The following is a 6,339-nucleotide window of genomic DNA, read 5'->3' as shown; positions in this document are numbered from 1 at the left end:
AATGTGAGCTGCTGATCCATCCGAACATCCTCAATGTGTTTGTGCCGGGGATTGTCTCATGCGGGGGACTTGTTCACATGTTCCCTATCGTTGTGTGCACGCCCAGCTCTAAAGGGAACGCTGGTGGGACAATCATAAGCGCGTCTACCGGCTTTATCGCGAACTGGGACTGTTACTGAGGCTCAGCGGCCGAAACGCAGCACATATCTGGGGGATGTATTTTGTCTCGGATGCTCTGCTTGACGGTCGCCGACAACGATTGTTGACCCTCGTCGACCGTGTATACACAGGGGGCCGGGGTATGACGAATGGCCAAAGTCCCACAGGCGAGGATGTCAAAGAAACTCTGACACGTATTTTCCGCTTCCGAGGGTTACCGGCAGTACTGAAAAATGGCAGCGGTAGCGGTTCGCAAGCGAGGTAATGGTTCCCTTACACTGGACGGCGCCTGACCGGAAATAGAAGCCTGGCGAGTGTTCTATAACTAAGTCCGGTCTCACTGCGCACTGGTCGGGATATCTCCACGTTAACGCGGCAGTGAAAAAAGGGGGGGCAGAGTTACCTTCCCTTAAGGAATGAAATACCGAATTTATATCGCTTGTGGTGGAAATTAAGTGCGCACATGATTACCAAAGGGTTTGCACTAACCGCCAACCTAAGAATAAAACAGGCTTCAGGAGATTAGTTTAAAATGTCCCATAACAGTCCCTCATTCGTCAGCCCATCTGAAATTCGAGCTAGGTTCTCAAGCTACATGTCTGACATGTACCAGAACGAAGTCCCTTTGTATGGGGATCTTCTCGATTTGGTATCAAGTGTTAATAACAAGGTGCTGGCTGAACAGCCGGAAATTAAAGCGCATTTGCAACGCACTGGTGAAATCGAGCGACTGTCAATGGAACGGCACGGAGCCATAAGGGTTGGGACTGCAGCAGAGCTTGCTACAATTGGAAGGCTTTTTGCTGTTATGGGCATGAGTCCAGTGGGGTATTACGACCTTAGCCCTGCTGGCGTTCCTGTTCACTCAACATGCTTTCGTGCTATCCATGAGAACGAGCTGCAAACCAGCCCTTTCCGTGTTTTTACTTCTCTTCTTCGATTAGAGCTGATCGACGATCCAGAACTGCGTCAGCTTGCATCAGAAACTCTAGCGAAACGAAATATTTTCACTCCACGAGCCATTGAACTGATCGAGCAGTTTGAAACCGAAGGCGGCCTTAATACTGAAGAGGCTGACGAATTCATCAAAGAAGCTCTAGAGACTTTCCGCTGGCACACAAAAGCAACGGTCACCGCAGCAGAGTATGACAAGTTGCATGCACAGCATCGCCTGATCGCAGACGTAGTCGCTTTTAAGGGGCCACATATTAATCACCTAACCCCTCGAACTCTCGACATAGATCAGATCCAGGCCGGCATGCCTACACGTGGGATCACCCCAAAAGCTGTTGTAGAGGGACCGCCACGCCGAAATTGCCCCATTCTATTACGCCAAACTAGCTTCAAAGCGCTTCAGGAAAAAGTCGCGTTTACGGACCAACATGGCACTGATGGCAGCCACACCGCTCGCTTTGGTGAGATAGAAGAGCGTGGTGCAGCGTTGACGCCGAAAGGCCGTACTCTGTACGACGAGTTGCTTAATGCAGCCAGAAATGAGCTAGGGGAATTCCCAAACGAGGAAAACTCACAACGCTATATCGAACTTTTGGAAAGTTACTTTAAAGACTTCCCAGATAACTATGAAGAGATCCATAACCAAGGGCTTGCCTACTTTAGATATTTCGTAACAAAAAAAGGTTACGGAGCCATTGAAAAAACTGAGCTACCAAGCAATTTAAATGATCTTATCGCTGGTGGGTTCATAGAGTACGAGCCGTTGGTATACGAAGATTTCCTGCCTGTGAGCGCAGCAGGCATCTTCCAATCTAATCTTGGAGATAATTCTCAAGCTCACTACTCAATATCCTCCAATCAAACCCAGTTCCAGGAAGCTCTGGGTCAGAAGGTCCTGGATGAGCTATCACTCTATGCTGACACGCAGAAACGCTCAATTCACGAATGCGCTACCTTTCTGAAACTACAACAGATTAATCTGTAATCGATAAAGGTTATTCTGGTAAACAACTTTGGCTCACGGCCCGACGAAGTGTTTTTATTGGTATTTCACAGAAGACACTTTCGAACGGTCGTGAAGTCGGCTGACCAATCGGTGGTTGGTGGAAGTTCTGTATCGGTAGCGCCACAGAGGACTCTCGAAGTGATATGGACGTCTAATTATGAATGGCACAGATAACGTCAAGGCAGGTTTTAGGGGTGGCCCATTCACTACCGTGGCGTTGGAATGATAGGGCCGCTGCGCCAAGAATAGACAGCATAGCGTTTTGCCAGGTTGCTGTTGTCTATTTCTTAAAGCTTCTGCTCGTGAATGAAGGTGTTCAGACTGTCGTAGTCCCAAGGCTTGCCGTCGGGTCTTAAATGGCCATGCTCGTTAAGCTTGTCCACCATCACCTTTAGGTTGTCACCCTTCTTGCGTAAACCCCGGACAAAGTGAAGCGCTTCGTCTTGTTTGGCTACCCATTCTGGGTCTTGGGGTGTGCTCTCGCTCTTGTGCTTCACTACAACCTTGATCGATTTGCTCATGAAGTTGCCCCTCTTTTGAACCTATGTTGCTTTCATCATGGCGTGCAAAGGTGTAACGCTCAAGCACTATGGGCAACCTCGGGGAGAATACCGTCAGTGGTATGTCGCTGAGCTTCAGATAGATCACTGTCGCCCCAGCCAATCCCTCCTTGGCCGGGGCGGAGGGCTCATGACCAGTTCTGCAGTGTATCCACCACAATACTGAGGAAGGTGTTGGTCTGGTAACCGTCCAGTGCGCGGTGATCGATGCTGAGGGTGAGGTAGCACATCGGTCGTATCACCATGGCATCCACGCCATTGATCTCTTCGACCACCACACGCTTTTGCATCTTGCCGATACCAAGAATCGCCACCTGTGGCTGATTGATGATGATCGGCGCGGCGAGCAGTGATCCGCTGACGCCGTGGTTGGAGATGGTGAAGGTGCCGCCGCGCATATCCGCCGGTTTCAGCTTGCCGTTGTGGGCGGCGTCGGTCAGTTCCTGCAGGCGGCGGGCGATGCCGAGCAGGTTCAAATCCTGCGCTTTGTGGATAACCGGTACCACCAGTCCATCGTTGCCCAGTGCTGTGCCGATACCGATGTTGGCATCGTGGAACATCTCCAGTGCGTCGTCGTGAAAGCGGCTGTTCACTTCGGGCACGGCCTGCAGCGCCTTGACCACGGCTGCGATGAAGTAGGTGGTGAAGCTGAGCTTCACGCCCTGGGCCTCGAACGCCTTTTTGTTGGCGCTGCGGTGGCGCTGGATGGCGCTCATATCGAGCTCGAACACGCTGGTGACATGCGGCGCGGTGTGCAACAGGCTCTCGACCATATGGCTGGCGATCTGCTTGCGCATGGTGTTGTGCGGACGCAGGGTTGACGCACTCGGCGAGTGGCTCTCTGGCGCGTGCCTGGCCGGTTCAGCCTCGGATGGCTTGATGGCAGGGCGCGGCTCCACTTGCGGCGCTTGAATCAGCTGCGCTTTCGGGCGGCTGTCGGCGATATGGGCGAGCAGGTCGCTCTTGGTGATACGGCCAGCCTTGCCACTGCCTTCAATGCCGCTGAGGTCGATCTGATGATCGCGCATCAGGCGCCGCACGGCAGGGCTCAGTAACTGCTCACTACCGTTGCTGCGGTTGGCATTATTCTGGCGCCGGCTGGGCTCAATGGCAGGTGCCTGAGGAGGGGGCGCATCGTTGGCCTCACAATGGCTGTCACCGGCGCTGATGCTGCCCACTACCATGCCCGGTATGATCTCGTCGCCCTCTTTTACCTGCTGGGTGCTGACGATGCCATCGCAGGGTGCGGCGACCTCCATGGTGACCTTGTCGGTCTCCAGTTCAGCCACCGGCTGATTCTGGGTCACGCGGTCGCCCGGCTTGACCAGCCAGGCGAGCAGGGTGGCGGAGGTGCCTTCGAGCTGGTCTTCCGGCAGGGTGATATCGATCGATGCGGTCATGATTACACCTCCAGCAGTTCGTTGATCGCGGTGCAGATCTTCTCCGCGGTCGGCACCACGGCGTTGAGTAGCGCCGGGTGATGCGGACTGGGGATATCCGGCATGGTCAGGCGCTGGATCGGTGCGTCCAGCTCGAAGAAGCACTCGTCGGCCAGGGTGGCGGCGATCTCGGCGCCGAAACCGGCGGTGAAGTTGTCCTCATGCACGATCAGGCAGCGCCCGGTCTTGCGTACCGAGGCAAGAATGGCGTCCTTGTCCCAGGGCGAGATGGTACGCAGGTCGTAAAGCTCCACCGACTGGCCGCTGAGTTCCACCGCCTTCTGGCAGCGCGGCACCATGCCGCCCCAGGTGACCAGGGTAAGCTTGTCGCCTTGGCTCAGACGTGCCGCCTTGCCGAACGGGATGATGAACTCGTCGCCGGGGTAGGGGCGGCGGGCGGAGCTGTCGTCGAGCAGGTTGCGGTGCTCGAAGAAGATGGTCGGGTTGTTGTCGCGCAGGGCGTAGCGCAGCAGGCCCACGGCATCTTCGGCATTGGAGGGGATCGCCACCTGCCAGCCGATCGCGTGTGCCCACTTCACCTCCGCGGCCTGGCTGTGCCAGGGATCGCCGCACTTGAAGAAGCCGCCTGGGATGCGCACCACCATCGGGGCGGCAAAGCGGTTGTTGGTACGCCAGCGCATGGTGCCGCAGTCGTTCAGCTGCTCCTCGGCCGGGTCGGCGTATTTGCGGAACTGGATCTCCGGCACCGGCAGCAGCCCCGCTTGAGCCATGCCCAGCGCACGGCCGATGATCCCCTCCTCAGAGAGGCTGGTGTCGAATACACGCTCGACGCCGTACTTTTTCTGCAAGCCCAGTGTCACGGCATGCACGCCGCCCTTGGGACCGACATCTTCACCGAACACCACCATGCGCGGGTTGTGCTCCAGCTCGTAGTCCAGCGTCTGGCGGATCGCCGTAACCATGTTGATGCGCTTGCCCTCGGGGCGGGCAGAGGTGGAGCTTGCGGGGAATTCCGGCTTGAACGGCGCAATACCCCCCTGTAGCTGAAGCTCGGGCTGGCCCAGGTCGTCGGTCTCGGCGAACACATGGCGGGTGATTTTTTCCGGTGAGGGGATAGGGCGGGCACGGGCCCGCTCCAGCGCCTCGGCCACATCTTGCGCGGCGCGTGTGCACAGTGCGCTCCACTTCTGCTCGCTCATCAGCGAGGGCACCAGATATTTTTTCAGCTTTGGCAGCGGATCGCGGGCGCGCTCGGCATCGAGGGTGGCTTCATCTTTGTAGCCCTGCGTGTCTTGCCCGGAGTGTCCGCTCAGGCGCGGCACGGTCAGGCGCAGCAGCACAGGGCCCTGCTGTTCGCGCACCCAGCTCACGGCGTTGCCGATCAGCTCGGCGGCTTCCTGCGGTTCGGTACCGTCGCCAGAGTAGATCTTCAGGTTTTTGAATGACGCCAGGTTAGCGGCGATGTCACGTCCGGGCGTCTGGTAGTCGGAGGTGGTGGAGATGCCATAGCCGTTGTCCTCGATGTAGAACAGCATCGGCAGGTTCTGGGTGGTGGCGATGGTGAGCGCTGACCAGAAACCGTTGGTGGAGCAGGAGGCTTCACCGCCGTGGGCGACACCGATACAGCCGGCGTAGCTGGCATCGTTTAGCACTTCGCGGTGGTAACGGATCGACTGTGCCCAGCCCGCGATAGGGGTGTATTGGGCACCGACGCCGCCGCTCATCGGCAGGCCGCATGGGCCGTTCAGGTTGGGCAGGTTGTGTACGACGCCGATATCCCGGCCGTCGCTGTAGCCACCGGCGCGCATCAGCGGGCCACCGAGGGCATCGGTGAGATCCAGCCCCAGTGAGAGCATCAGCGGGCGCGAACGGTAATAGCCGCTAACCGCATCGCGCGGGTGGGTCAGGTGCTGGCCAAGGATGATCTGGCTCAGGTCATGGCCGCGGGCAGAAAACTGGTAGAGCACCTCTTTGGCCGGTACCAGGGTGTTCTCTTCGAGATCGTCCAGTTCGCGGGACAGCAGAAGTTGGTAGGCGATCACTTCCCAGTCCAGCTGGGGCTCGCAGGCGGTCTCTGCGCGTTGGATGGCGGGCATAGTTGTCTCCTGATCCTGCTTGTACAGGTTTGTTTTTGTTGTGCTAAGCGAAACGCTTATTCAGGTGAGAAAATGCTACGCCAGAGATCGCGAAATGAGCTTTCTATTATTCGGTGGATTTTATGAATATAGAAAGAGTATTCTTTTGATCTCTAACTATAAGA

At 56.6% G+C, this 6,339-nt stretch carries 4 protein-coding genes; 1 reads left to right on the top strand and 3 read right to left on the bottom strand.

The window, feature by feature from the left end; translation table 11 throughout:
- The first annotated feature begins 691 nt into the window (after window positions 1–691).
- A complete protein-coding gene (gene hglS, locus ADIMK_RS14325; protein ID WP_036189429.1) occupies window positions 692–2,098 on the top strand; it encodes a 2-oxoadipate dioxygenase/decarboxylase HglS in 1,407 nt (468 codons plus the stop codon).
- Window positions 2,099–2,406: 308 nt separating this feature from the next.
- Here the strand turns inward: hglS and ADIMK_RS14320 are convergent, their stop codons facing one another.
- From ADIMK_RS14320 to ADIMK_RS14310, 3 genes are all read right to left on the bottom strand, one after another.
- Window positions 2,407–2,640 carry a hypothetical protein gene (locus ADIMK_RS14320; RefSeq protein WP_036189427.1) on the bottom strand — a complete coding sequence of 78 codons (234 nt, stop codon included), beginning with the start codon at window positions 2,638–2,640 and terminating at the stop codon, window positions 2,407–2,409.
- A gap of 167 nt (window positions 2,641–2,807) precedes the next feature.
- A complete protein-coding gene (locus ADIMK_RS14315) occupies window positions 2,808–4,079 on the bottom strand; it encodes a dihydrolipoamide acetyltransferase family protein (protein ID WP_036189424.1) in 1,272 nt (423 codons plus the stop codon).
- A 2-nt stretch (window positions 4,080–4,081) separates the two neighbouring features.
- Complete coding sequence (locus ADIMK_RS14310) at window positions 4,082–6,175, bottom strand: alpha-ketoacid dehydrogenase subunit alpha/beta (protein WP_036189421.1); 2,094 nt, start codon at window positions 6,173–6,175, stop codon at window positions 4,082–4,084.
- Between the last annotated feature and the right edge of the window lie 164 nt (window positions 6,176–6,339).

Origin of the sequence: Marinobacterium lacunae, assembly GCF_000705555.1 — a bacterium.
Classification (GTDB): Bacteria; Pseudomonadota; Gammaproteobacteria; order Pseudomonadales; family Balneatricaceae; genus Marinobacterium_D; species Marinobacterium_D lacunae.
The sequence above is the reverse complement of the archived record's forward strand: the minus strand, read 5'-3'. Positions and strand labels throughout refer to the sequence as shown.

Bases quoted from the DNA above. Each gene is read 5' to 3' on its own strand.
- ADIMK_RS14320 (WP_036189427.1), bottom strand. From the start codon at position 2,640: ATGAGCAAATCGATCAAGGTTGTAGTGAAGCACAAGAGCGAGAGCACA.
- ADIMK_RS14315 (WP_036189424.1), bottom strand. From the start codon at position 4,079: ATGACCGCATCGATCGATATCACCCTGCCGGAAGACCAGCTCGAAGGC.
- ADIMK_RS14310 (WP_036189421.1), bottom strand. From the start codon at position 6,175: ATGCCCGCCATCCAACGCGCAGAGACCGCCTGCGAGCCCCAGCTGGAC.
- hglS (WP_036189429.1), top strand. From the start codon at position 692: ATGTCCCATAACAGTCCCTCATTCGTCAGCCCATCTGAAATTCGAGCT.